The organism is Pseudalkalibacillus sp. JSM 102089 (assembly GCF_041366475.1).
Taxonomy (GTDB): Bacteria; Bacillota; Bacilli; order Bacillales; family Guptibacillaceae; genus Guptibacillus; species Guptibacillus hwajinpoensis_B.
Map to the genome: position 1 here is coordinate 91,055 of NZ_JBEWYW010000002.1, position 24,500 is coordinate 115,554.

Consider the following 24,500-nt stretch of genomic DNA (forward strand, 5'->3'; position numbering starts at 1 on the left):
CTTTGTGCCCCCTAATTTTCTTTAAACTTTTCATTTTCAAAATTCTGGCGACCATGCATTGCGGCACCAATTATCCCAGCCTTGTCATGCAGATGTACTGGTTCAATCTCTATTTTCCCACGTAGTCCTTCGTATACATAAGAATCTACTTTTTCTTTAAGAAGTGGTAGAATTATATCCTTTGCCTGCATCACGCCACCGCCCAGTATAATAACAGATGGATCAATAGAATGAACGATGTTCGCAATACCTATCGCTAGTGCATCCATAGCTTCGTCAATAATAGCAACAGCTTCCTCATTTTCTTGTTCCGCAAGCTCAAAAACTTCTTCTGCACCACCCGAAATTTCAAGTCGTGCCTTACCTTCTCTTGCGATCGACGTCCCAGAAGCAAGTGCTTCAAGAGATCCTGCGTTCATGTTGGCATGCTTTTGACCTCCAGGCTTAATGATCATATTACCGACCTCAGCACTGTACCCATGCTCGCCTTGAATAAGACGATTATTTTGAACGTAACCACCACCGATCCCCGTACTTACAGTTATATAAAATGAGCTTTCGCGACCTTTTCCTCCCCCATACAATGCTTCACCAAGAGCAGCAGCGTCAGCATCATTCACAAGATACGTAGGGATACCAATCGCTTCCTCTACCATTTCTGTAATCGGAACATCTTGCCAACCTGGAAGATTAGGCGGTGATACAACAACTCCATCAAAAGGATTAAGCGGCCCAGGTGAACCAATCCCAATAGATACAGCTGAATACGCTTTTTTCACTTCTTTTATTAAATCAACCATTCTAGTAATAATCGATTCGTAACCTAAGCTTGCCTCTGTAGGTATTTGTTTTACTTGTAGTATTCGTCCGCTCTCGTCTACGAGACCGACGCGGAGATTTGTACCACCAAGGTCAACTCCTATATATACATTTTCCAACATCCTACCTCCCAAACTTTCTTTTCTATATATTATCACGAATTTTCACTTTATAAGAAACGAAACAGAGATTACGATAGAAACTCCAATATTAGATCATGAAAGGACTAGAATGAAGACAAAGTTATAAGATGGCTATATCAATCATCCAAGCATTGAGAAATCAATAATATTAACGCACCTAGTCTAACAGATTGGAAATCAATATATTGTTTCAGAAAATTCTTCCTAATCATTCAAACCTCTGCTAAACTATTAATAAAACTACACAAATCGGGTGACTGAATGGTTTTTGACGGCATTTTATTATCTATTCTTGTCGGGTACTTACGCAAAGGTAGCTTAAAAGGCTTTGCTTATCTTTCCTTTAAAGCAGGTTGGATCTTCCCCCTATTGCTTCTTATTGAAATTGGTATTTTTACATTCCAATCTTCCTATGCCTGGCTCGGCACACTGAGCGCACCACTCTTTATGCTTATTTATATTGTAGGACTCATTTTTCTTTGGTTAAATCGTAAAATGAACATCGGCATTATGCTTCTTTTCATAGGAGTGCTCCTTAACTTTATCGTAATGGCGATCAATGGAGGACGAATGCCGGTATCACTTGAAGCGGCAAATATACTTGATCCCGCATATGCAGAAGCCATCAAAAATGGTCTCTATGGAAAACATGCAGTCCTAACCGACAGTACTACCTTTGGGTTTCTCGGTGACATCATCCCTATTACTGATCCTTATCCAAAAGATCAAGTCATTAGTATTGGCGACATCATTATGAATATCGGTATTTTTGTTTTCATCCAGCGCGTAATGGTTAAGTCCAAACATCCAGAAGACCTCATCAAATCACCTGCGCCTCAAAAAGGAATATGAAGGGAGGTGACGTTCATGGAACGTAAAGAGGGCATTAAGCTAACAGGCATCCTTGTGAATATCGCTATTATTACTACTGCTGTTATTGCATTAACTTCTGGATTTAAATTGGTTTAATCAAGATGGAGAGGCATTGCTTCTCCTAAAAAACTAAATTTAAATGAGAGTGATCGAGACATGAAGGGCATATTTCAGAAATTCACTAATGTTGTAAGCGTGTATATTACACTGGCATCTATCACAGGGATTTCTTTATTTCTCACTCAGTACTTCTTGACATATACACCTCTTAACTGGAGTCTGGCCTTCACGTTTGTAGCGGCAATTTTACTATTAAACCACTATACAATTCTATTGCCACCAAGCGGCAATTCCCTATCAATGGATTCGGCGATCTATTTGGCAGTCCTATTTGTATTTGGTATTCATATGGCGCTAACCATCTTGTTATTAACCTCGATCATCTATGCTCTTTATAAAAAAAGCGTTATTTGGTGGAAGCATCTATTTAATTTCTCTATTTATAGCATCATGATTATTGGAACATATGAAGCTTTCTTTCTATTTGGTGGAACTCTCGGAACACTTTCATTCTTTAACGTAACTTCGTATATGCTTTCGCTTAGCGTTTATTTTCTACTGAACGTGTTATTTATTGGATTTTTCTTTGTTTTAACCGCCACTGAGAATCTTCTTCAAATTGTTAAAGGAATGTTAAAGGAAACCATCTCAAGCTATTTAATCACGTTAATCCTTTCCTTGAATCTTGTCCTACTCATGAAGCAGCAAATTATTCTTGGCGTTCTATTATTTCTAACTGTAGCCGTGCTACTCTCCATTTCCTTCAAACAATATTTTGAGCTCTATCAAGAAGTATCCCAAAAAGCGGACATTGATCATCTAACAGAACTATACAATCATGGCTATTTCAAATCTCTTTTGGAAGAAGAAATTAAAACAGCAAAACTAGCAAATCAGCCTCTATCAATCGGTTTGATCGACCTTGATGACTTCAAGAAATACAATGATCAGCACGGGCACCTTCAAGGAGATAAGCTTCTTAAACACTTCGGAGCAGAATTGAAAAAGAGTGCGAGCGACGCGTTTACAGCAGCTCGCTATGGAGGAGAAGAGTTTGCACTGCTAATGCCTGGTAAGACGGAACTCGAAGCCTATCAATTCATCAATCACTTTCGTAAAGACATCAATGATCAATATTTCGAAGGAGTCGAAGTGCTTCCACACGGCTGTCTCTCGTTTTCTGCAGGAATCATCCAATACAACCAGGACATGTACGATTCCTCAGAAGTCCTTGAAAAAGCCGATCAAGCGATGTACTATGCCAAGACTAAAGGAAAGAACAACGTTTGTATTTTTGACGCTGATAATGTACCTGCTAAAACCTTTTATAATAACAAAGAAATGGAATTATTGGAGCAGCAGCTAAAAATCTTTCTTTATAAAGATGTGTACACGTACAAACATAGCAGAAGAGTTTATGAATATGCGATTGAGTTCAGCAACAAGCTTAACTTGAATAGCAATGATCAGAAAATACTTGTCATGGGAGCACTCATTCATGACATTGGAAAGCTTGAGATTCCTCGTGACGTTATCAACAAAAAAGGAAAGCTTACGAAGGATGAGTGGGAGATGGTTCAGAAACATGTCATTTGGGGGAGAGAAATTGTATCAACAAACCGCGAGCTAGCTGATCTTCTTCCACTCGTTGAACTTCATCACGAGCGTTATGACGGGAAAGGCTATCCGTACGGATTATGCGGACAAGAAATCCCTCGACTTGTTCGCATGTTAACAATTATCGATTCTTTTGATGCCATGACGACTGAGCGCCCCTATCAAAAAACAAAGTCAATTAGTGAAGCGATAGACGAATTACAAAAATGTGCTGAAACGCAGTTTGATCCCGAACTTGTTCATGAGTTTATTGAGGTGATTCATTCAAGTCCACTGCACAAGCATTCAATTGAACAACCAAACAAAATTAGCATTTAAAAAAGCGAATGTGGCTGCATTCGCTTTTTTGTTTCCGATAGAAACGCTTCACATTTTATTTTCGCTACCATAACGGCTCATTATGATCAGTTACTTCAAAAAAATATGGAAGAATGAAGACCGTACCAATCGCCATCACGACTTCGATTGGGATAATGACTGAAATGGGAAATTGGAATGCGATCATTGGTAACCATAGAAGCGCAACAATACTTGGAATAACAGATAAGTTATTCCTTGCCCGACGTGATAAATACTGTTCCCTATCACAATAGGGACAGACAAGAGCTTTTTTAAACGAAAACAACATAAGGAACGATTCTTTCCACGTCCACTCCGAATGACATTGCTGACATGTTGTCATTTTTATGACCCCCATACTACTTATACGAACTCAACGCCATTCGAGTTTCAAAATTCTGTTAATCTCCTTCTAAATCCGATAAAGCGTGAATCATAATCTTAATGGCGTCTCGTATGCTAGTGAACGGAAAACCAGTATGTGCTGAATGATGGAGCGTCATCTCGAATGTAGGTGGAACATGAACGAATCCTGCTGGGATATCGATGTCTTTTTGTTCAAGTGCATACAAAACGCTATACATCACGTTGTTACATAAATAAGTTCCAGCTGTATTGGATATTTCTGCAGGTATACCATTTTGTACAAGTGCCTCAGTCATCTTTTTAATAGGGAGCGTCGAGAAATAAGCTGCCGGTCCACCTTCCACGATTGACTGATCTTCCGGCGCACGCCCCACATTATCTTCTACACTATCATTCACATTAATTGCAATTCGCTCAGGCGTTACTTTTGTTCGGTCAGCGGCAAGGCCAAGCATGATCACAGCAATCGGTTCACATTGTTCAACATACTCAATCAGCATTTCTGATGCTCGCTCATAATCAACAGGAAGAACACGTGAGATAATTTCATAGCCTCCTATCACTTCCTCATCCAATTCCTTGACGATTTGCTCAGTTGGATTATGACGATGTTCAAGAAAAGGCTCAAAACCAGTCAACAATAGCGGTCTCATTCTCTTCTCCCCTTTCGCTTAATAACAAAATCACTCCAAATAATCTGAACACTTATCTTTCTATTACCTCTTTCAAACCGGTTTAACCTTCAAATTATAGTCGTTTTTTACCACCTTTTCATTTTCTTCACAAGCGTTGAATGATCAATCCTTAATTCCTTAGCTGCAGAACGAAGTGATGGATGTTGTTGAATCGCATCTAATATGATTCTCTTTTCAAAACTTCCTACTCGTTCTTTCAATGAAAGTGGTTCGCTCCCTTTTATACGATAATCCGTAATATGGACTGGCAAATGATGCGGTTCAATAGAGATGGTAGGAACAGATACGACAAGACTTTCAATCATATTTTTCAGTTCTCGAACGTTTCCAGGCCAGCGATAAGTAAGCAAGGCGCTACGTGTTTCCTTAGTCATCCTTTTTTCAATATGATATTTCGAACAGAAATAAGAAAAGAAATGATCTACTAATACTTCAATATCATGGACACGATCAGCTAACGGAGGAACAGAAATCTCAATAACTTGAAGCCTGTAATAAAAATCTTCGCGAAATGAACCTTTCTCGATTTCTTCTAACAACTTTTTATTTGTAGCAGAGATGATCCGAATATCAAGTTTAATCGGTTTATTTCCACCAATCCGATAAAACTCGCTCTCTTGTAAAACCCTGAGAAGTTTCACTTGGAGAGAAACAGGCATCTCACCTACTTCATCAAGCATAACCGTTCCCCCCTGGGCCAATTCGAGCAAACCGATTTTTCCTTCCTTACGCGCTCCAGTGAACGCGCCTGACTCATAACCGAATAACTCTGATTCTAATAAATGTTCAGGGATAGCTCCACAGTTCACTTTAATAAAAGGCTTGTCCTTTCGATCACTTTCATAGTGAATTAAATTAGCCACAACTTCTTTTCCTACCCCTGATTCTCCAGTTAATAATATGCTTGTAGGGTATGGAGCTACCTGTTTTACTTTCTCGTAAATGACACCCATTTCTTTACTTCGAAAAACAACCTTGTCAGCTCCCCCTTTCAGTTGAAGGGAATACCTATTTTGATTCAACTTTGAGAAAGTTTTGGCACGATCAAGCTCAGAGCGCAAACCGTTTAATTGTGTGATATCTCTTACGCTTGTTACAACCAATTCGATCTCATGATTCTCACCAAAAACCGGACTTCCCGTCACGATAACGTCCTTCTTACCCCCGATTTTTTGTAGAATGGACACCCGCTCTTTTTCTTTTAGTACAAGCAAAGAAACGGACTGATCGATATACCCTTCTTGCATTAAATCTTTCATATGTCGCCCAATTAATTCAGAGCGCGGAAAACCGGTCATTTCTTCATATGCTGAGTTAACGTAAATCGTCGTTCCCTCTTTATCCACAACATATAATCCGTCTGTCGAAAACTCAATAATTGATTCAAACTGCCGCAGCAAATCGCGATAGTGTTTCACTTCCGTAATATCCTGAATGACACTAATGACGCCAATAAGCTCTTCGTCCTGATATAGAGGCGTTCGATTAACAACACATTCACGATCAAACAGTTGGAGACGTTCACCTATTAAACTATGCTCGTTTTCAAGTACTTCGCTGATTCTTGAGTTTGGAACGAAAGCACGAATAGTTGCCCCTTTCCAATGCTGTACACGAAGGAGGTCTTCAGCTGATGCATTCATGTAAATAATTCGTTCTTCTCGATCTGTCATAACAACCCCATTGTGTAAGGAAGAAAAGACCTCTTCCCAACCAGTTGTTTTGGCTATATTCAGCATAAAATCCACCTCTCTAATGGTGATATTTTTCAACTTATGGTGAACTACATCACCACTTAACATTCAATCTATTCAGACAAATCCCTTCCTACTGGTGAAAAAAATCACCTAACAATTGATGATTTGTCTAAAGAAGCTATGTTGTCAGCTTTTAAAAGTTGGCACCAAACTTGCATCACTAATAGTCGTAAGGAAAGAGCTAACTGTGATATCTGAACACATCCACTCCGGACCATTACTTAAGAAAGAAGTATTCCAAAGGTCATCTGTATGGTCTTACTACCCCATAGCTTTAAAAGCCTAGCTTCTCAGCCCTTGAATGAAATTTTCCACAATTAAAACCAACTTAACAGGAGGAATATGAATGAACATTATTAACAAACATCCGAAATTGTACGTAATGGATAATGGGCGGATGAGTATGGATAAAAACTGGATGATTGCGATGCACAATCCCGCTACGATTACGAATCCCAATGCCCAAACTGAATTTGTTGAATTCCCTATTTACACAGTTCTAATCGATCATCCAGCCGGCAAGATCCTTTTTGATACGGCTTGTAATCCAAATTCCATGGGACCAGAAGGCCGTTGGACAGAAGCGACACAGCAAACTTTCCCCTATAAAGCTAGTGAGGAATGCTACCTTCATAATCGGCTGGAGCAGTTGAATGTACGTCCTGAAGATATTAAATTCGTTGTGGCTTCTCACCTCCATCTTGACCATGCAGGATGTCTTGAAATGTTTACGAACGCTACCATTATAGTTCATGAAGATGAATTGAACGGAACGCTTCAGTCCTATGCGCGTAATCAGAAAGAAGGCGCCTATATTTGGGGAGATATTGATGCATGGATTAAAAACAATCTTCAGTGGCAAACCATTAAGCGAAATGAAGACAATGTGCAACTTGCAGAAGGTATTAAAGTATTAAACTTTGGGAGCGGACACGCCTGGGGAATGATTGGTCTGCATATTCAGATGCCGGAAACCGGTGGAATCATTCTCGCCTCAGATGCCGTCTATACAGCCGAAAGTTTTGGACCACCGATCAAACCACCTGGCATTATCTATGATTCTCTCGGTTACGCAGCTTCAGTAGAAAAAATCCGACGCCTCGCAAAGGAAACGAATAGTCAGGTATGGTTCGGTCATGACTCAAACCAGTTTAATAATTTCCGTAAATCAACAGAAGGCTACTACGAATAAAAGGAGGATCTGAATGACTTTTTCCAAACTCGTCTTTACCCCACTAAGCTACACTGGTTGGGGATCACTTGCACAGCTCTTACCTGAAGTTGAAAAGTATGCTACAAAGCGAATTTTGGTCGTAACTGACCCTGTATTAAATGATATCGGTATCGTAGATCGCGTCAGCATTCCTTTAAAAGAGGCCGGATATTCAGTCGATATATATACTGATATACAGCCAGAGCCACCGCTTGCCATCGGCGAAAGACTCGTCAACTATACGAAAGAAAATGCATTTGACCTCGTTATAGGACTCGGAGGAGGAAGTGCGCTAGATCTCGCGAAATTAACAGCTGTTCTGTCAGTACATGAAGGTTCTGTTTCTGACTACCTCAACTTATCAGGAAGCAGACAGATAACCGATAAAGGTTTGCCAAAAATATTAATTCCAACAACTGCCGGTACCGGGTCAGAGGTTACAAATATATCTGTTCTTTCACTCGAAAGCACAAAAGATGTCGTCACACACGACTATCTTCTAGCTGATGCAGCCATCGTTGATCCCGAGTTAACCGTTTCCGTTCCAGCAAAAGTGACCGCAGCAACCGGTGTCGATGCGCTTACCCATGCGATTGAGGCTTATGTCTCGATTAACGCTAGCCCGACAACGGATGGCCTCGCTCTCCAAGCAATTAGGTTAATTAGTCGCTCGATCAGAAGTGCTGTTTCGGATGGAGAAGACCGCGAAGCACGAATCGATATGAGTAACGGAAGCTATATCGCTGGCCTTGCCTTTTTTAATGCTGGCGTAGCAGGAGTTCATGCTCTTGCCTATCCTCTTGGCGGGCAATTTCATATCGCTCATGGTGATTCCAATGCCGTTCTTCTTCCTTACGTGATGGGATATATTCGGAAAAGCTGTACGAAACGAATGGGAGATATTCTGAATGCACTTGGCGGTAACTCACAATTCCTTTCAGAAGAAGAAGCCTCGTATGAGTGCGTACGAATGCTAGAAAGACTCGTTCAAGACGTTGGCATCCCAAGTACTCTTGGTGGATTCGAAATTCCAGCTAACGCCCTTGAGTCCTTAACAGAAGATGGTTTGAAACAAAAAAGACTGCTTGCAAGAAGCCCTCTCCCTCTTCATGAGGATGATATTCGCGCGATCTACCAATCAGCATTTAAGGGAGAAATTGTTGAAGCATCCCCTACTACTATTCAACATCCATAAAGTCATTCAAGTTATAAAGCCCGCTTACGCAGCGGGCTTTATGATTGATTTCACCTTTCATAGGGAACACCAATTAAAAATGAATTAGGTGGTGTCACTCTTGGGTTACTTTTTACTTCTTATTCTATCAGTTACCATCATGATTTTTCTTATACGAGTACCGCTAACCGATCGCTTCCCTCCTGCTATTCGCAAAATGGGCGTGATCTTTCTTGGATTAATCTCGCTTATCTTTCTCGCATTATTGATTGCTTCATTTATTTGATGTTTAAAAAGGCGAAAGTGTCCGCAGTGAATGGACGCTTTCGCCTTTTTTGTTTGTAGTGGGGGTCAGGTTCGCGCCTGCCCCCCCACTTTATACAAACGTCGTCGCTAAATAAATGACCACCGGCATCGTCGCTAAGCTCGACACTGTGGAAACAAGCGTTGCGCTTGAAACGTTTTGAGGTTCAGTATGAAACTGAATCGCGTACATTGTCGTGTTCGCGGCAGTTGGGGTAGCAGCCATTATTATCATAATTTGCTGTGTTAATGGCTCAACAGGCATAAGAAGCACAATGCCAGCGGCAATTAGCGGAGCAACCATAAGCTTAAGTGATAGTGCCGTTGATAGCTTGCGCCAGTCAATCGCTCGAATACGAATGTTCGCAAGCTGCATACCAAGCGTCACCATAATAACGGGAATAGCCGCATCCGCAATTAAATCCACGCCATCACTTATTGTACCCAAAGGAAGATGTAACCATTGAAACAACAGCCCGACAATGGCGCCGTAAACCATTGGCATTTTTCTGACAGCTTTTAAAGCTGCCTTTATCCCATCGTGGTCCGGACTTCCCTTTGCGGCATAATATACGCCAAGTGTGCTCATTAACAGTTGCTGCAACACCATTAAAACAATCGCTGTTTCCATCCCGACTGCCCCAAACAGAAAGAGAACAAGCGGAGTTCCGTAATTTCCGTTATTCATAAACGCGCTCGATAAAACCAATCCGCATCGCTCTGGTTCGGTATAGCCATATAGTTTTGATAGAATGCTCACGATCCCAATAAGCGCAAAGCATAGTCCAAGCATGTAGATCGACAAATAACCATAGGAGGAATCAATTTCTTGCTCATAAAATGTTCGAAAAACGAGAAGCGGAACGAGGATATATAAAGCGAGGTTTGAAAGCACCCTTGTCTCCAAGTTAAGAAAACGTTGCGCAATATATCCGACTCCAAATACGAAGAAGATCGGCAGCAATATGGTTATGATCGACATCTTCATTCTCCTTCAGCTTCTTAAAAGGATAGCGTACCCTGGAATACGAATAAAACAGGATGAAAGGGAACTGATAAAATCAGCCCCCTTTCTTCGCTTATCCGTTAAAAACGATAATTTTTTCTTCTGTCATTTCTTCAATCGCATAGCGTGGACCTTCTTTGCCCGTTCCGCTTTTCTTCACACCACCATATGGCATATGATCAACGCGATAACCTGACGTATCGTTAACAATCAGTCCACCCACATGTACCTCATTGATCGCTTTTAACGTAAACGCTAGGTCGTTCGTGAATAGGCCAGCTTGAAGGCCATATTCTGAATCATTCACTCTCGCAATTACTTCATCTGTGGAACGGTACGTGCTTACGGCAACGACTGGGCCAAAAACTTCCTGGCGACATACTTTCATATTATCATTTACATTTGAAAGAATAGTAGGTTGGTAGAAGACGCCATTTCTTTCTCCGCCTGTTTCAACAGTAGCTCCCTGCTCAACCGCTTCGTTCACCCAACTTTCTACACGAATGGCTTCACGCTCAGCAATCATCGGCCCAACATCGGTTGCCTGATCCATTGGATCTCCTAAAACAAGGCCTTCTGTTACTTCCTTCATTTTTGCAAGGAACGGCTCATAAACATCTTCATGAACATAAACGCGTTGAACAGAAATACAAACCTGGCCTGCGTTATTAAAACTTTTCTGTGCGGACTGAGTAGCAGCTGTTTCAACATCTGCATCGTGATGCACAATTGTTGCGGAGTTATTTCCTAACTCAAGCGCTACTTTACGTAAACCAGCTTTTTCGCGAATATGCTGACCAACGCGAGGGCTTCCCGTAAATGTAAACATGTTCACGTCCTGGTTAGATAGAAGCCATTCACCTACCGTAGCCCCGTCCCCAGTGACTAGGTTCAGGCGGCCTGCCGGAAGACCTGCTTCTTCCATAATCTCTGTTAACAGAATCGCACAAACTGGCGTAACTTCAGCTGGTTTTAGTACAACGCTATTGCCGGCGGCTAGCGCTGGCCCAATTTTGTGGCAAACAAGATTTAGCGGCACGTTAAACGGCGTAATTGCTGCGACAACACCAATCGGAAACCGTCTCGTATAAGCTTGACGCTGTTCAGACCCTGGCGCTGACTCCACTGGGATTCCTTCGCCGTGGATCCGTTTGGCTTCCTCTGCTGAAACTTCCAGAGTTAAAGCAGCTCTTCCTACTTCACCCTTACACTCGGCTAATGGCTTACCAACTTCTTTCGCCAGCACTTCACCTAGTTCATCTTGACGAGCTCTGAGCACTGCAGCTGCTTTAATAAGTACCGTATATCGTTCATAAGGAGAAAAAGTGGTTTTCAAAGCTTCTTTGGCAGCTTGGACCGCATCTTTTACATCCTGTTCTTCAGCGGCAGACGTTTTGGCCGTTACTTCTTGCGTATATTTATTAAGCACATCATCCGTTGTCGTTTTTTCTCGCCATTCTCCGTTAATGTATAATCCGTACGTTCGTACTGAAGTTTGCGTTGTCACTTTAACATCATCCTCTCTTTTTATAACGTTACGACCTTTTTCTCCGACAAAAGTTCTTCTGCTTTTCCTTGACTTCCAAATACGCGAATTTTTTCTTGTACTTTTTCCTTCATTCGTAAACGCCCAAGACCAAGTGAGCTTGCGAGAACAATGTCATTTTGATTTTCGCCAAAAGCTTCTTGCACGCCTCTCGTGAAAGCTTGACGTAGCTCAGTATCAACATTGATTTTCGCAATACCTAGAGAGATCGCGCGCTGTACTTGCTCATCTGGCACATCTGAACCGCCGTGAAGAACGACAGGGCGCTCGACTGCCGCCACAATTTCTTTCAATCGTTCGAACCGAAGATTTGGCGTTTCTTTATAAATACCGTGTGCTGTTCCAATTGATACAGCAAGATAATCAACATCTGTCGCTTCTACAAAAGCAACAGCTTCTTCAGTAGTTGTAATAAGGGCGTCCTTTTCATCAACGGTAATATCATCTTCGGTTCCCCCGATTTTACCAATCTCACCTTCAGAACCAATGCCTAGTGCTCTTGCAATGTCGACCACTTTTTTCGTTGTCGCCGTATTTTCTTCAAACGATAAACCTGAACCATCGAACATAACGGATTGGAAGCCCATTTGAACAGCTTGCATCGTTTGTTCGAACTGACGACTATGATCAAGATGAATCGCAACAGGAACATCAAATTCTTTTTCGTACGTATCAATTAGACCTTTTAATGCTTCCATACCTAGCGTTTGAATCACCTTTTGTCCAACTTGAATCATAATTGGTGCTTTTTCCTCAGCAGCTGCTTCAAAAATTGCTAGCACTGTTTCTGCATTATGGGCACTAAAAGCACCTACCCCATATCCGTTTTGAAAAGCATGATCCAGCATTGTTTTTCCGTTAATAAATGGCATAACCATTTCTCCCTTCTATCGCTTCAATTCAATATTGTAGTGGTACTGATCACTTCGGTATTTCGTTTTGGTGTATTCTATTAGATGGTCATTCAGTCCATAGCTGAGACGTGTCATTTCCAGCAACGCTTCACCCGGCCGTATCGCCAAAGAATCCGCTTCGTCCAACGTCGCATTAATTGCTGCAATTCGCTCCTGTGCTTTGTTTAAATAAATCTGATAGTTTTCGAGTATTTCATAGTATTTCGCTTCATTTAAATCATGTTGAATTAGTAGCTTGCCAATTGATTCTGGCCAGCATGTGCGTTCAAGCGCAACTGGCGTCTCATCAGCAAATCGTATTCGTTCTACAAGTAATATAGGTGACCCCTCTGCCACTTGAAGCATTTCACTTTCATGGAAAAGGTTATATTTGAATTCAGCTCGGATAACCTTTGACGAAGGAACTTGACCTTTTTCCATTACTTCTTCCGCAAAACCTTTCAGCTGGCCGAGATTCCCCACCAATTGATGAGGCTTGACGATGGTCCCATGGCCCTGCTTTTTCTCAAGCAATCCATTTTGAACGAGAATCGTAATCGCCTGACGGATTGTGGTTCGACTCACACCGAATTCCTTTATGAGAGCTTGCTCTGTTGGAATGAGCGTATTCGATTTCCACGCACCAGTCTGAATGCGCTCAATAAGGACATCTTTGATTTGGAGGTAAAGAGCATCCCCCTTTGGATCAATCTGATTAATCGACATAGATCTCATACCCCTTTATAGGTGGTGGATACGTCGCAAGATCTTCTCCAATGAGCGGCTTCAACCATTCATAGTAAGTCTTCTTATTTTGAATGAACGCATCAGGCAACACACGTTCACCAGCTTCGACAACTTTTTCAAGTTCAATCGGAAGCATTTTCACTGAATAACGATGATGAGCATTCCTTTGAATTGAAACCATAACGTTTGATCTTCCTTCACGAACCCATTCAGCGCCAACTCTTCCAACCGTATAAGCTTCTTCTCGATCAACATCTGATATAACTGCGGAGAAGCTTCGCTGATTCATTCCTAGGAGTTCAGCCCTTGTCATAACACTTAGCTCATCTTTTAAAAAGTGAGCCACTTGACTTGAAATGCCACCGAGTATGGCTCTGCCATCCACATTTCCTCTCTCAACCTGACCACTATTCCCAAATAAAACACCTTCACTTACAACGACTGTTGCGTAACCAAAGCGGTTCAAAGCCGTATTTACGTTCTCAAGAAGGACTTCTTTTTTTATAGGGCGCTCAGGTATAGCGATAAAATGTGGCCCTTCTTCTTCATATTCTTGTAATAACCCTGACGCTGCGGAAAGCCAGCCGGCATTTCTTCCCATCGTTTCAAGAACCCTGACCTTTTCAAAGTTCTGCATCGACGCGAGATCCCGGCTCATATCTCTTGTGGCCTGGGCGACATATCGTGCTGAGCTTCCAAAACCTGGCGCATGATCCGTCCCTCCAAGGTCATTATCAACCGTTTTAGGGAGTCCAAGAACCTGAAGCGAAACGTTTTGCCTTCTCGCTTCGGCTTCTACTTTGGCTAGCGCCTCCATCGTTCCATTACCACCGATAAAAACAAGCACATCGACACCCTGCGCCTGAAGCAAGCGCACACCATTTTCAATATGCTCATCTGTTAACGGAAAGCGTCCAGAACCAAGACACGCACCCGGGACATCCTGATGTAGATGAACGCGACTAAGCATCTCACTATCTCCGTCAAGATACATTCCGTGCGCCAGTCCTTCATAACCATTTTGTATAAAAAGCAGGGCATGATCTCGTTCGATTTCCTTCACAAACCCTGCGAGGGTAGCATTAATGACGGCCGTAGGTCCCCCGGCCTGGCCAATGGCGACCTTTTTCATGCAACTGTCTCCCTTCAGTTCTTCGTATAGATCGTCGTCTCAAGCCCAAGCTGCTTACCAAGTTCAACAAGCTCATCCGCAACATCATCATAAATAATGGCGTAATGTGGTTCGAAGCCCTCTTCCATTAAGCCGTATAGCGTATCATTTATTTCCGTTTCCAGTTCCACTTCGACAGACGTACCATTGAAGCGCTGTGGCGTATCCAATGCGTTCCCCCTCATAACCAACAAGCGATAACCTTCTGGCGTATAACCAACTCGGAACATCGTTACGCGACCTGGCTTTAAACCGAATTCCATCGTAAAGCCGAGCTTACGGTTTGGATGAACGCCAGGTCGAGCGCCTTGATCAGGATGTGCAAGCGAATACGCGCCTGCGCCGCAATGCCAGAACACAACTGAATTACTCGCCTCGTTCACGTGAACCATATCACCAAGGTATGGGGCGCTTCCTGTTAGCTGCTGAAGAATAAACATCGAAACGGAACCATGAATATCCGATTCACACGATGAAACCACACCGTCTTCTGTAAATTGAGAAAGAGTTGAGCATGCTGCAGCGCCAAGTTCATTGAAAAAGTCAGGCCAACAACGTATCGCAAGCGCCGAAACATCTTCCGCATCAATTTGCTCCTGCACGTACGTTGTAAACTGAGCAAATCGCTGAACGGTTTCTTCGTTACGATTTAGGCCAATCACCTGCTGCTCTGCTCGTTCAATCGCGCCTTCCCATCTTTCCCGAGGGAGCTTCACACATTCCTCAAACGCTTTGTTTAAATCAAAGTTTTTCACTGTCACACCAAGCTGTTTTTGCAAGGCTTCTTCATCCGTTCCTGAGAAGAAAAAGCCTGGAGGATGCTCCCCGATCACACCAATGGTGAGACCTTTGAGATCTTCAATCACCTTTTGAACCTTTAGCTGAATCTTGATTCTCTTTTGCACCTGCGCTTCATCGCCATTCCCAAATACAAAGCTAAATGGATGATTCGCACATCGAAGCACATGACTTGTGCTATTGCCGCCGGTTAAGGAGTTTAAGCGAAGTCTCCCGCCAACACTTGGTTCACGAACGGACCAGACGATCACTGGCGCTTCTACTTTTTTAATGAGGGCCTCAATGAATTCACCGTCCGCAAACGTGACGCTTTGATAAATACTAGCAACAATGTCTTCGCTGTTAACGTTTTCAATAAAAGCTTCTAGATCTTCAGGTGATGTGATGATCTCTTCAGGCTCAATCACATTTGCCGTCACACTATGAAGAAATTCTGAACTTTTCTTTCTTTGTAGTTCCCCCGCTTCAAGATCAAACGTTTTTCTACCAATTGGTACATATAGAATGCTTGTTTTAGCCACGATTGGTCACAACCTTTCTCCTCTGTTTGTTAAAAATACTATATCATACATTATTATGTTTTAAAATAGGTAGTAACCTTTATATTTACTTTCTTATTTTAACTCAAGGGCTGCTTTTTGGAATACGTCTGCATAAGAAGAACCCTTTCGATAGAAAACAGGAGTTTCTCCGATTGGAGCCTTTACTTCAACTTGTCCTCCTCGCATCTCTTTGCCACTCCATAAATGAACCCATTCATCTTCAGGTAAGTACACGGACCAGTTTTCTTTTCCTTCTTCATAAACCGGGGCGACAACCATATCTGATCCAAGCATATATTGATATTGAATGTCATAAGAGGCTAGATCATTCTCATATTCCATAAACAATGGACGTTGCATCGGAATTCCTTTTTCAGTATTTTCTTTGCTTAGCTCTTTAAGATAAGGCTTAAGTGCTGTATAAACGTTCGTCATTTTCACAAAATGCTCAAGCGTCTCTTCATCTTGATCAAACTGGAAGCAATCGTCAGGACGGTTGCCTTCGTGTGTACGCATGACGGGAGTGAATGCGGCCATATCAACCCAGCGAAGCAACAGTTCTTTGTTCCGCTTGTTCCCATGAAGACTTGTATATCCGCCGATATCACTATGGTGAACGCCATTCCCACTCATTCCAGCAGATAGAGCGGCCGGAATAACAGATGCAAGACCATCGTCAAGGCTCCAATCGACACTTTGATCACCTGCCCATAGAAGTGGACAATACCCCTGACTTCCTGAGTATCCTGCGCGCATAAAGTAAACAACATCGCCCCATCGTCCAGCTTTCTTTACAGCATTGTGATTCACTTTTGCCCACATCACTGGCCACGCATTGTGCATCTTTGTAGCAGGTTCACCATTATGAAGTCTCAGATCAGTTGGCAAGTACTCACCAAAATCGGCCATCCACCCGTCCATACCAAAATCAATCATGTTCTTTTGAATGACATCTTCGTACCATTCACATGCTGCTTCGTTAGTAAAGTCGACCACGCCGCAATAAAACTCACCAAAGTCAACGAAATAATCACCGCCATCTAACGCTGTAGCAAGATAGCCGTTGTCATAAGCTTCACGGTAAAGATCACCCTCCACAGCGACATAAGGGTTAATATACCCCATAAAACGAATCCCTTTTTGCTTCCATTCTTTCACTTTTTGGTCAAGCTCCGGGTATTCCTCCGGATTCCATTTCCAATTCCACATTAACCGCTTACCGAATGACGTCACACGCTTTCCCTGCCAGTCCTGACACCAAACAGCACCGATTTTCAACCCTTTTTCAATAGCACGATCAAGCTTATTTTGTACTCGTTCTGTTCCTCCTTGCATTCCGAGCCAGATGCCATTATACGTCCACTCGGGCAGCTCGGGCTGTCTACCTAGACGAGAAGTTAGTTTTTCAACGAGATCCTTATATGTTTGACCCGTTTCAAAAAGAATGGAGGCTGGTGCTTCCCAGATATGCAGCTCATGAAAATCGTCTCGTTGAAAATCAAAGTCTGCAAAAGCAGTTGTCTCTACATGGCAATAATATTTATTCGTAGATACATAGGTTGGTTGCGGATAATTCGTATTGTAATAGTCGCCACCAGCTTGATCTTTCACGTCGGCCTGCCAAGTTGTATACGTAGATTTATTCCGCCCCACACCAGGTTCAGACGTCCATAAAGGGAAATTCTTTCCCCTTAAATTAAAGTAGGAAAGCTGTTCCCCACAACCGTAAATCTTCTCATCTGCATCGGCTACAACCCGAACCCAGAAACGATTAAAGAGTGGATCGACGAGTTCGAAAGAAACGCGAAGTCCATCTATGTCCTGCTTTAATACCATTGTTAGTAATTCATGATCATGTGAGAAGTGCCGAAAGCCGATTCGACACGTCTCTCCTTCATACCGCACTGTGGCATACCGAAGAGCTACTCGTTCCACTACATAATCCTTTATTTTAAAATTCCCTCTATACATATCAATCGTTTCTTCGCCGCTACCAATGAAAATAAACGGGCGGGCAGGTGAATGCCGAAACAATAAGCGACGGTCAAAATAAACTTCGAATTCTTCTCCATTTTGCTTCACTTCAAAACCAAGTTTAGTCTTTAAAGTATTCAATGTAATTCCCCCTACGTTCGTTTTGTTTAAGCACTTCTAAATTTTTTCTCAGCGTTTACCGCTTCTTCATGTTTTCTTGTTACAAAACCTGAGTATTTTTTATTCCAGGATTTTAATGCGAAAAGATAACAAAGCGTTCCGACTACAGCCGCACCTAGTATTGATGGCCAGAACCATGCTGAAACCATTCCACCTGCATAAGCTAGTCCAATAGGTGAGAATAGAATATAAACCATAACAACGAGACTAATCAGAACAACAGAGACTGGAATCGTAAACTTCCACGGAACCATATCAACCTTAGGGTTTGCTCTAAATTCATACGCTTCAGGAAGAGGACTAATGCGACCGACGACCATCATGATAGCGACTTCAATAAGGAAAAGAATCGCTGAGATATGAATAAAGTTCATCGTAATCTCAATGCTAAATAGCTGGTTTACTCCCCATACAAGCATGTAGTACGTAATCACATGGAAGATAATCGCGATTTTTGCACCAAGCGCAGGAATGCGTTTGGAAACTATCCCCACAAGAACAATCGCAATGATCGGTATGTTAAAGAATCCTGTAAAACGTCGAATCAAATCCCATAATCCATCAGGTGCGTTCATCAGCATTGGCGCAATGAAAAAAGAGACAAGTGCGAGAACGCTTCCAAAATACTTACTGACATTAATTAGTTGTCGATCTGTTGCGTTTTTATTAATACCTGCTTTGTATACATCAAGCGCAAACATCGTAGCCGCACTATTTAATAGGGAGTTAAAACTCGAGAACACAGCACCAAGAAGCACAGCTAGAAAGAGTCCAGACATAAATGTAGGTAGCAAATTTGATACAACCGTCGGATATGCTAGATCAACAGGATCCATTGAACTGCCATAAAGGTGAAAGGCAATAACACCTGGAATCATCATCATAAACGGAACAGTTAATTTATAGAATCCTGATAAAAGAACCCCTTTTTGTCCTTCAGCAAGGTTCTTCGCCCCAAGCGTTCGTTGAATCACGTACTGGTTCGTTCCCCAGTAGAACATATTCATAAAAATCATACCTGTAAAAATCGTTGAAAACGGAACAGAATCCGTACTTGAGCCAATTGCATTTAACTTCTCAGGGTTTTCGGTTGTAATCGTTTTTATCCCATCTAACATGTCGCCATTTCCAAGTGCTATAAAACCCAGTACTGGAACAATTAATCCAATAAAGAGAAGACCGATTCCGTTCAGAGTATCGGAAACTGCCACCGCTTTCAATCCTCCGAAGATCGCATAGATGGCACCGATAATACCAATAACCCAAATCACAAGCCAGACAGAGGATTGAAAAGAAATACCGAGTAGCTCCGGTACATCAAAAAGGCGAAGAATAGCAAGCGCTCCTGAATACAGTACTGATGGAATGGTTACAAACATATAACCAAGCATAAACAGAATAACTGTATATCTGCGAACGCTTTCATCATATCGTTTACTTAAAAACTCAGGTAATGTTGAGAAGGCTCCGCCAAGATAGCGCGGTAGCAAAATTAATGCCATAATGACAATTGCAAAAGCCGCCGTTACTTCCCAGGCCATGTTGGAAAGATTTGTTCTATAGGCCTGTCCATTCAAACCAATTAACTGTTCTGCTGATAAGTTTGTAAGCAAAAGAGATCCTGCAATAAATCCTCCTGTTAACCCACGACCTGCGAGAAAGTAACCATCCGAGTCATTAACTGAATTTCTTGTTTTTAAGTATGAAACCCAAGCAACAAGTGCCATGAAAAAGACACACGATACTAATGTGAATGTAATACCAGACATGAGCTTGTCCTCCTTTATAGCTTGCTGTAAGCAACTGTTATATTTTCACCGACTATTCCTTCGTATGCCCCCTGTGCCATAAAACGTTCATGTTCACGATGAGCAAGAAGCCATTTATTTTTCATGAATAGAAGCGGATCGTGCCCTCTTTGCGATTGTGCTAAAGGTGAATTTGTTCCTTCAGGTAAGATCACCGTACATTTAAATCCTTCATCACTTACTTTACAAGGAGCAAGGTGAAGGGTCGTTTGGTATATTTCAATCGCGGTGCCCTCTGGAACATAAAAAGCCTTGATGTTCTTCACATCGTATGTATGATCCACAATGTCATTTATATGTCCTAGTAGGAGCACAAAATCCGTCACTGCCACATTTATTTCGCTGCCCTTATGATGCTCAAGTCCTCCAAGAGAAGAATTATTCCCGTTGCAGTATCCAATTTGGACCGGCATACCTCCATAGTAGCTGTTCTCGATGAACTTTCTGATACGATCATCCTCAAGGTCTTCTTTTGAAGGAACGTACTGATTTCCTTGTTCAGGAATAACCGTTTCCTTCATTAACTCCGACATCTGTTCATATGGGAAATCATGAAGAATTCTGCCAAACGTCTTAAAAGCTGCCGAGTCAACCGACTGCACATCCAGATGTGGATTCCGTTCCTTTACCATTTCAATCATAGCCGAACCTCCGATATAAGTAGTAATGTTTATTTAAACATCATAACCTTTTATAATATTATATTGTAAACGTATTCATGATTGCAATGGTTTTTTTGAAATTATCAGTAATTTATATCGCAAAGGGGGTCAGATATGCGCCTAACCCCCTCTGCAATACCACTTTAATATACCACAGCATTTGTTAAGTCGATGTTATCCACTTCTTCTCGACTATCAATCAACCATTCCCCTCCGCTTTTTACAAGTTTATAATGAAACGCATTTGAAGTTACCACTGTCTTCACATTGCTCTCGCCTCGGTCATGGTTCGCTGAATCCATCGTAATGAGAACGTCGATTTCTGCTTTCTTGCCGGAAGAGTCGATGTAGAGGCTGTCGAGGTCAAAAGCTGCTTCTAACACTTCTCCCGTAAAGGCCGCATTATTTTCTTTCACTGAAACAAAGCGATCTTCAAAATACAAATTTAACTCAGGTGTTAGATTTGAAAAGTAGCCCGTGTCTAAATTCTCATAAGCCTTTATCCAGTCATATAAATACGTGTTCACTGCCGCTATTATTGCATTCGTCTCATCACGACCATTCTCTGGAACATCGATTGCCACTTCCTTCTCGATCACTACAGGTTCTGGTTCACTATAATCAATAACGAAATAAACATCCTCACCTTCAAATTGAACGGAAGGACTTTTAACTACGCCAGCTTCGAAGTTTTTTTCTGCATGCATCACAACCGAACCGTCTGTTGGGTAGGGACCTATTTGACCGGTTTTGCTAATCGTTTCCCCGGTATCTTTCCCATTAATAAACAAGCGAGCATCCTCATAATTGGAATTAGGTGTTAGAAACGCACCGTTTACAGGAAGGTCCACTTCTAAATGTTTGCCCGGTTTAATCAATTCTACTTCCGCTTCTCCCCGCATCTTATAACCTTCATTTTCTAACTTTGTTTCAAAATGATAGTCCCCTGGAAGGAACGGACCCATTTTCTTCCCCTTTTCTCCAATTGTGCCGCTCTCTTCCTCGTTAATATATAGAGCTGTTTTAGAGAATTGTGTATGAAGCTGTACGTAAATAGGTACAGGTGAAATGACATAATTATTGAAAAGATAAAAAGTCTTACCTTCCTTTACTAATTCCAATTGGACCAGCAATTCTTCGTTCCGACTCGTGAGTGTATGGTCCTCTATCGCCATTGCTTGTCGTTCTAAATCTTGAAGCAATAGTGTCCGTTGATCTGGATGATTCTTTAATAACGATACAAAACTCGCAATCTCAGCTTCATGCGAAAGAACAGGATTAACCTTTGGAATAGCTTCCCCGATCGCTTCATAATCCTCTTGCAACAGAGCCTCTCGAAATTGATCAACTGCACGTTCAGGAGAAGATATCCATCTTAAGGTAATAAAACTGCCTATTAGTACGATCATAATTCCTACAACGATTGATCCCCATAACAGCCACCCTTTTTTCTTTCCCTGTGCAGGAGCTGTTCTCGTTACCTTTTGTCCACATTTCACACAAAATGCACCGGCCTCTTCCCTGTTGCAGTGATGACACCAATTCATCTTCCCACCTCCACCCATTATTCCAAATCATATGGGAGAGATTTCTAATTATGACCACTTTTCCCTACTATTTTCCTATGCATTTTTTAACATGATTAAGGACTTTGTACATAACTATGAAAAAGTACGTCAAAAGCACAAGCTCCCTGAAAATCCTGGCAGGAAACTTTTATTTCACTTAATAAGGAGGAATGATAATGTCAGATTTGCAAACTAAAATAGGCGGAGGACTATCAAAACTTCAAGATGGTCTTCAGCAAGGAAAAAGCAAACTTCAAACAGCTCAGGAAGTTTCACAGCTTAAGAAAAACGCGAGCGATGCTGCCACAAACCGAACAAGAATCATTAGTCAGCTTGGCGAACTCACCTATCGTTTGATCCGTAAAGGGGAGATCCAACAACCCGAATTAAATGAACAAGCTGAGCGCCTACTTCAATATGATCTAGAACTCTATCAAGCGAACAGAGCTTTAGAGAGTCAATTGCGAAAGGAACCGGGTGGTGACGTATGTGAGTGCGGAGCAGCCGTTAATGAAGAGGATACGTTTTGCGGCAGCTGTGGCAATCGAGTTCAATTATCAGAAGCACCAATACCAGTACCGACAGTTCAATGTCCCACCTGCAAGGAAGAAATCCCTGAGACGGCTTTATTTTGTGGGTGTTGTGGTTCGAAAAACGGCTAGGAGGTGATTAAAGTCATGTACTGTACAACGTGTGGTAACGAAGTTCCGTTTGGTGATAATTATTGCCCCTTTGATGGGACATTTCAGCTTCACACAGAACATCACACCGTCACGACTGCATCACCAAAGTTTTGTTCAGATTGTGGTACATCGAATACTAGTGATCATCCCTACTGTATTCAGTGCGGTTCTTTTCAACTCACTCTCATTCCATTTAAAGTAGAACGCGCAAAAGAAAAAGTAGCAGCTCCTTCGCACGCGATACCAGATCTTAGCGCCATTAATAAAAAGTTTGCGATACTATGCGGTTTTCTCGCATTTCTAGTTGTTGGTATTATGTCGTTTATTGTATCGGAGGGATTTCAGCAACAAGCCGCTACTTTTCAGCAAACTCTTGAAGAATTCACTGAGTTAGGTCCAACGAAAGTAATCAATGAATTTTATTATTACTTTGGCAACGAAAATTCGGAGTTAACTGTAGAACCTTTTTATGGAATGACAGACTACTGGATGTCAGCTCACCTTCTCAATTCAATCCTTTCTTTCAACACGCAAGGGACGGGAAGTTTATTGAGCGGAGAGATCGAACTCCATTCAGGAATGCTCATTCTTTTATTACTACCTCTCATTGCACTACTGCTTGCTGGATATATATATGGACGAAAAACAACGTGTACCCTCCAGCAATACTGGCTTTCTTCACTTCTTATCGGAATGATTTACGGATTACTGACAGCGATGATCGCTCTTTTCGCTGGATTCAACTTTGAAGCTTCTGCACAAGAGGGTGGAATCGTATCGAGTTTATCAATTGAGAATAACTATCCGTTTTTGAAAGCTTTATTTGGTGGTTTATTCCTTGGAACAATCTTTTCGTTTATTGGTAGTTTGTACGGCAGTCGGTCAATGAAAGAATTAACTTCTTCTCCCCTTAAAGAAGGATTGCGCACACTCACACTAGGGGTCTCCACCTCAATCGTCTTGATGATTCTCTTCCTTTATCGCTTTATGTTCGACGATAACTCACTTATTAGCTTTCAAGATATTCCGACGAGTTATTTTCTTATCATCGTTTTTCAAGGAGGGTTTCTTCTATGGAACACGCTGAACCTTTCTTCCCTTACCTTCGATATAAATATTCCAGGCGAGAAATTTCAAATGATCTATTCAGTACTTGGTGGGATGAAGATCGAAACAAATGAATCTTTTTATTTTTTCACCTACTTATTTAGCGACCCAGGTAACACGAAGATCTACATGATGATTGGTTTGCTGATTCCACTATGTTTATTCATTTGGGCAGGTTATCGGATGCACGAGGGAGGAGCAATTCAGTTCCATCGCATGATTATCTTCGGCTTGCTATACGCCTTTATGATGTCGTTATTAGCTGCAGGCTTGAATACAGGATTCACCTTTAATTTGGAGAGCTTCGCCGGAGAAATTAGCGACATTACAGAAGTCCCATTTCTTTTTATTGGATTCTCGGCAATTGCTACATTTTTTAAGTGTTTTATCTACTCAACTCTCCTATCCATATGTGGCGCTTATTGGAAGAGGTACCGAACACAATAAGTGAAAGGG

Annotated in this window: 21 protein-coding genes; 7 read left to right on the plus strand and 14 right to left on the minus strand. The window is 41.8% G+C overall.

All coding sequences use genetic code 11. From position 1 onward, the window contains the following. Nucleotides 1-11: 11 nt before the first annotated feature. Entirely contained in the window at nt 12-938 is a 927-nt protein-coding gene (locus tag ABVF21_RS05215; protein ID WP_303534185.1) for an ROK family protein, read from the minus strand. 285 nt (nt 939-1,223) lie between these two features. On the opposite strand from ABVF21_RS05215, the gene ABVF21_RS05220 reads away from it, so the two are divergent. Then, nucleotides 1,224-1,814, plus strand: coding sequence for a DUF5317 domain-containing protein (locus ABVF21_RS05220; RefSeq protein ID WP_303534188.1), 591 nt, complete (start codon nt 1,224-1,226; stop codon nt 1,812-1,814). A 177-nt stretch (nt 1,815-1,991) separates the two neighbouring features. Next, on the plus strand, nt 1,992-3,830 hold the full coding sequence (locus ABVF21_RS05225) for a diguanylate cyclase (protein ID WP_303534191.1): 1,839 nt from the start codon (nt 1,992-1,994) through the stop codon (nt 3,828-3,830). A 64-nt stretch (nt 3,831-3,894) separates the two neighbouring features. Here ABVF21_RS05225 and ABVF21_RS05230 read toward each other — a convergent pair whose 3' ends face one another. The 3 genes from ABVF21_RS05230 to ABVF21_RS05240 form a co-directional block, all read right to left on the minus strand. Further along, the gene (locus ABVF21_RS05230) at nt 3,895-4,194 is read right to left on the minus strand and encodes a TIGR04104 family putative zinc finger protein (protein WP_303534196.1); all 300 of its coding nucleotides are present in this window, start codon (nt 4,192-4,194) and stop codon (nt 3,895-3,897) included. A gap of 58 nt (nt 4,195-4,252) precedes the next feature. After that, nucleotides 4,253-4,870, minus strand: a complete 618-nt coding sequence (locus tag ABVF21_RS05235) for a pyroglutamyl-peptidase I (protein ID WP_303534199.1) — start codon at nt 4,868-4,870, stop codon at nt 4,253-4,255. 107 nt (nt 4,871-4,977) lie between these two features. Beyond that, a complete protein-coding gene (locus ABVF21_RS05240; RefSeq protein ID WP_303534202.1) occupies nt 4,978-6,651 on the minus strand; it encodes a sigma 54-interacting transcriptional regulator in 1,674 nt (557 codons plus the stop codon). Nucleotides 6,652-7,015: 364 nt separating this feature from the next. Here ABVF21_RS05240 and ahlS point away from each other — a divergent pair, with 364 nt between their 5' ends. The 3 genes from ahlS (at nt 7,016) to ABVF21_RS05255 (ending at nt 9,342) form a co-directional block, all read left to right on the plus strand. After that, nucleotides 7,016-7,861: an AhlS family quorum-quenching N-acyl homoserine lactonase gene (gene ahlS / locus ABVF21_RS05245; RefSeq protein ID WP_194218682.1), complete on the plus strand. Its 846-nt coding sequence runs from the start codon at nt 7,016-7,018 to the stop codon at nt 7,859-7,861. Nucleotides 7,862-7,874: 13 nt separating this feature from the next. Beyond that, complete coding sequence (locus ABVF21_RS05250) at nt 7,875-9,077, plus strand: iron-containing alcohol dehydrogenase (RefSeq protein WP_371017630.1); 1,203 nt, start codon at nt 7,875-7,877, stop codon at nt 9,075-9,077. Between the two features lie 100 nt (nt 9,078-9,177). Further along, on the plus strand, nt 9,178-9,342 hold the full coding sequence (locus ABVF21_RS05255; protein WP_194218680.1) for a hypothetical protein: 165 nt from the start codon (nt 9,178-9,180) through the stop codon (nt 9,340-9,342). A 90-nt stretch (nt 9,343-9,432) separates the two neighbouring features. On the opposite strand, the gene ABVF21_RS05260 is transcribed toward ABVF21_RS05255, so the two are convergent. From ABVF21_RS05260 to ABVF21_RS05305, 10 genes are all read right to left on the minus strand, one after another. After that, nucleotides 9,433-10,341 carry an AEC family transporter gene (locus ABVF21_RS05260; protein WP_303534207.1) on the minus strand — a complete coding sequence of 303 codons (909 nt, stop codon included), beginning with the start codon at nt 10,339-10,341 and terminating at the stop codon, nt 9,433-9,435. A 97-nt stretch (nt 10,342-10,438) separates the two neighbouring features. After that, nucleotides 10,439-11,872: an aldehyde dehydrogenase family protein gene (locus ABVF21_RS05265; RefSeq protein ID WP_371017631.1), complete on the minus strand. Its 1,434-nt coding sequence runs from the start codon at nt 11,870-11,872 to the stop codon at nt 10,439-10,441. A 20-nt stretch (nt 11,873-11,892) separates the two neighbouring features. Further along, entirely contained in the window at nt 11,893-12,783 is an 891-nt protein-coding gene (locus tag ABVF21_RS05270; RefSeq protein WP_303534212.1) for a class II fructose-bisphosphate aldolase, read from the minus strand. A 15-nt stretch (nt 12,784-12,798) separates the two neighbouring features. Continuing rightward, entirely contained in the window at nt 12,799-13,530 is a 732-nt protein-coding gene (locus ABVF21_RS05275) for a GntR family transcriptional regulator (protein ID WP_303534213.1), read from the minus strand. Next, nucleotides 13,520-14,683: a diphosphate--fructose-6-phosphate 1-phosphotransferase gene (locus ABVF21_RS05280; RefSeq protein WP_371017632.1), complete on the minus strand. Its 1,164-nt coding sequence runs from the start codon at nt 14,681-14,683 to the stop codon at nt 13,520-13,522. The genes ABVF21_RS05275 and ABVF21_RS05280 overlap by 11 nt, the downstream gene beginning before the upstream one ends. A gap of 14 nt (nt 14,684-14,697) precedes the next feature. Next, a complete protein-coding gene (gene sftI, locus ABVF21_RS05285; RefSeq protein ID WP_303534215.1) occupies nt 14,698-16,041 on the minus strand; it encodes a sulfoquinovose isomerase in 1,344 nt (447 codons plus the stop codon). 93 nt (nt 16,042-16,134) lie between these two features. Then, complete coding sequence (locus ABVF21_RS05290) at nt 16,135-18,177, minus strand: alpha-glucosidase (RefSeq protein WP_371017633.1); 2,043 nt, start codon at nt 18,175-18,177, stop codon at nt 16,135-16,137. A 26-nt stretch (nt 18,178-18,203) separates the two neighbouring features. Next, nucleotides 18,204-19,985, minus strand: a complete 1,782-nt coding sequence (locus ABVF21_RS05295; protein ID WP_371017634.1) for a solute:sodium symporter family transporter — start codon at nt 19,983-19,985, stop codon at nt 18,204-18,206. A gap of 14 nt (nt 19,986-19,999) precedes the next feature. Continuing rightward, on the minus strand, nt 20,000-20,665 hold the full coding sequence (locus tag ABVF21_RS05300) for a DUF4867 family protein (protein WP_303534224.1): 666 nt from the start codon (nt 20,663-20,665) through the stop codon (nt 20,000-20,002). Between the two features lie 164 nt (nt 20,666-20,829). Further along, nucleotides 20,830-22,233, minus strand: coding sequence for a zinc ribbon domain-containing protein (locus ABVF21_RS05305; protein ID WP_371017635.1), 1,404 nt, complete (start codon nt 22,231-22,233; stop codon nt 20,830-20,832). 197 nt (nt 22,234-22,430) lie between these two features. Between ABVF21_RS05305 and ABVF21_RS05310 the strand changes: the two genes are divergently transcribed. After that, entirely contained in the window at nt 22,431-22,916 is a 486-nt protein-coding gene (locus ABVF21_RS05310; protein WP_371017636.1) for a zinc ribbon domain-containing protein, read from the plus strand. Nucleotides 22,917-22,931: 15 nt separating this feature from the next. After that, a complete protein-coding gene (locus tag ABVF21_RS05315) occupies nt 22,932-24,491 on the plus strand; it encodes a zinc ribbon domain-containing protein (protein WP_303534232.1) in 1,560 nt (519 codons plus the stop codon). Nucleotides 24,492-24,500 lie beyond the last annotated feature (9 nt).

Excerpts from the sequence above, each read along its gene's own strand:
- ABVF21_RS05220 (WP_303534188.1), top strand. The coding sequence starts at position 1,224 with ATGGTTTTTGACGGCATTTTATTATCTATTCTTGTCGGGTACTTACGC.
- ABVF21_RS05225 (WP_303534191.1), top strand. The coding sequence starts at position 1,992 with ATGAAGGGCATATTTCAGAAATTCACTAATGTTGTAAGCGTGTATATT.
- ABVF21_RS05230 (WP_303534196.1), bottom strand. The coding sequence starts at position 4,194 with ATGACAACATGTCAGCAATGTCATTCGGAGTGGACGTGGAAAGAATCG.
- ABVF21_RS05235 (WP_303534199.1), bottom strand. The coding sequence starts at position 4,870 with ATGAGACCGCTATTGTTGACTGGTTTTGAGCCTTTTCTTGAACATCGT.
- ABVF21_RS05240 (WP_303534202.1), bottom strand. The coding sequence starts at position 6,651 with ATGCTGAATATAGCCAAAACAACTGGTTGGGAAGAGGTCTTTTCTTCC.
- ahlS (WP_194218682.1), top strand. The coding sequence starts at position 7,016 with ATGAACATTATTAACAAACATCCGAAATTGTACGTAATGGATAATGGG.
- ABVF21_RS05250 (WP_371017630.1), top strand. The coding sequence starts at position 7,875 with ATGACTTTTTCCAAACTCGTCTTTACCCCACTAAGCTACACTGGTTGG.
- ABVF21_RS05260 (WP_303534207.1), bottom strand. The coding sequence starts at position 10,341 with ATGTCGATCATAACCATATTGCTGCCGATCTTCTTCGTATTTGGAGTC.
- ABVF21_RS05270 (WP_303534212.1), bottom strand. The coding sequence starts at position 12,783 with ATGCCATTTATTAACGGAAAAACAATGCTGGATCATGCTTTTCAAAAC.
- ABVF21_RS05275 (WP_303534213.1), bottom strand. The coding sequence starts at position 13,530 with ATGTCGATTAATCAGATTGATCCAAAGGGGGATGCTCTTTACCTCCAA.
- ABVF21_RS05280 (WP_371017632.1), bottom strand. The coding sequence starts at position 14,683 with ATGAAAAAGGTCGCCATTGGCCAGGCCGGGGGACCTACGGCCGTCATT.
- ABVF21_RS05295 (WP_371017634.1), bottom strand. The coding sequence starts at position 19,985 with ATGTCTGGTATTACATTCACATTAGTATCGTGTGTCTTTTTCATGGCA.
- ABVF21_RS05300 (WP_303534224.1), bottom strand. The coding sequence starts at position 20,665 with ATGATTGAAATGGTAAAGGAACGGAATCCACATCTGGATGTGCAGTCG.
- ABVF21_RS05305 (WP_371017635.1), bottom strand. The coding sequence starts at position 22,233 with ATGAATTGGTGTCATCACTGCAACAGGGAAGAGGCCGGTGCATTTTGT.
- ABVF21_RS05310 (WP_371017636.1), top strand. The coding sequence starts at position 22,431 with ATGTCAGATTTGCAAACTAAAATAGGCGGAGGACTATCAAAACTTCAA.
- ABVF21_RS05315 (WP_303534232.1), top strand. The coding sequence starts at position 22,932 with ATGTACTGTACAACGTGTGGTAACGAAGTTCCGTTTGGTGATAATTAT.